The following is a 1,568-nucleotide window of genomic DNA, read 5'->3' on the forward strand; positions in this document are numbered from 1 at the left end:
CATCGCTGCCCGATACGCCATCACCGAGCCTTCGTCGATCGACGGCGCGATCCGCGCGAAGAAATCGGGCGCGAAACCGCCCATCAGCGAACCAACCATGAGCGAGAGGTTCACGACAGAGAGCGACACTGCCGATGCGTACTGCCGGTACTCCTGACGTTCGTGATCCATGATGAATGGCAGCACCGGGTTGATCAGGAACGCCAGCGACGCCCCGTAGGCCACCGCCAGGATCATCAACAGCCATTGGTTGGTCGACAGTCCGAGGCCGAAGCTGGAAATGCACAGCACCGCGAACCCGGTCACCAGCACCCGCCAGTTTCCAAAACGGTTGATCGCGGCTCCCATTCCGAGCGATGCCGCGGCAACCGAGAGCGTCGCCACCGCGCGCCATTGGCCGATGAAGTCCTCCCGGTATCCCAGTTCGAGCAGGTAGAAATTGAAGATGAGCTCGATCACTCCGAAGCCAATATTGGCCAGGAGGCAATACACCAGGATGAGTTTGACATCGGGGTTGAACGACCGAACGCGCTGCAGATAGGTGAACATCCGCCTCTGGTTTCGGTGTCGGACGGGTTAGGCGCTGCCGGAGGATAGCACGATTCAAAGCGCTGCCGGATTCCCGATATCCCAAGCCGCAATCGACCGGATAGAATGGCCCTCGAATTGGATGGGCGGCCGCAATCCGGAGGATCAGTGTGATCGATTTCAGAAGCGATACCTTGACCAAGCCATCGGCGGGGATGCGCCGGGCGATGGCCGAAGCAGAGGTTGGCGACGAACAGTATCGCGAGGATCCAACGGTCAATCGCCTGCAGGAGATGGCTGCCGAACTCACCGGAAAAGAAGCCGCGCTCTTCGTCCCGTCCGGAACGATGTGCAACGCCATTGCCTTTGCGGTTCATTGCCGCCCGGGCGATGCCGTCATCCTCGAGCGTCGCGCGCATCCGAATATCGCGGAAGGGGGTGGCCCAGCTATTTTCGCCAGCGTCATGATGCGTGGTCTCGAGGGAGAACGCGGCGTCTTCACTGCGGAGCAGGTGCGGTCCTATCTCAGCAACCGGGGAACCCACACATCCAAGTCAGCGATGATCTCGGTCGAGAATACCTCCAACCAGGGAGGCGGCAAGATCTGGCCGTTGGAGACTCTGGCTGGTCTTCGCGCCCTCTGTGACGAAGCGGGAATGAAACTGCACATGGACGGCGCTCGCCTGATGAATGCCTCGGTTGGCAGCGACACGCCGGTTTCCGTGATTGCGTCCTATCCCGATTCAGTCTGGATCGACCTCTCCAAGGGCCTCGGCGCGCCGGTTGGCGCGGTCATCGCGGGATCGGCTGAATTCATCGAGGAAGGCCGACTGTGGAAGCATCGGCTGGGTGGGGCGATGCGCCAGGCGGGCATCATTGCCGCTGCCGGCATCTATGCCTTCGAACATAACGTCGAACGGCTGGCCGAAGACCACGAAAACGCCAAAGTGCTCGCGGAAGGGATCGGCAACGTTCCCGGTATCGAGCTCCTGCGCACGCCGGTGGAAACCAACATCGTCATTTTCAGTGTCGCCAACACT

Annotated in this window: 2 protein-coding genes; one reads left to right on the forward strand and one right to left on the reverse strand. The window is 60.8% G+C overall.

Features of this window, described 5'->3' with window-relative positions; all coding sequences use genetic code 11:
- A partial coding sequence (locus R2855_20095; GenBank protein MEZ4533308.1) for an MFS transporter occupies positions 1 to 549 on the reverse strand: 549 nt, incomplete at its 3' end.
- 149 nt (positions 550 to 698) lie between these two features.
- On the opposite strand from R2855_20095, the gene R2855_20100 reads away from it, so the two are divergent.
- Positions 699 to 1,568: threonine aldolase family protein (locus tag R2855_20100; GenBank protein MEZ4533309.1), on the forward strand; the 870-nt coding region annotated here is incomplete at its 3' end.

Source organism: Thermomicrobiales bacterium, assembly GCA_041390825.1.
Classification (GTDB): domain Bacteria; phylum Chloroflexota; class Chloroflexia; order Thermomicrobiales; family UBA6265; genus JAMLHN01.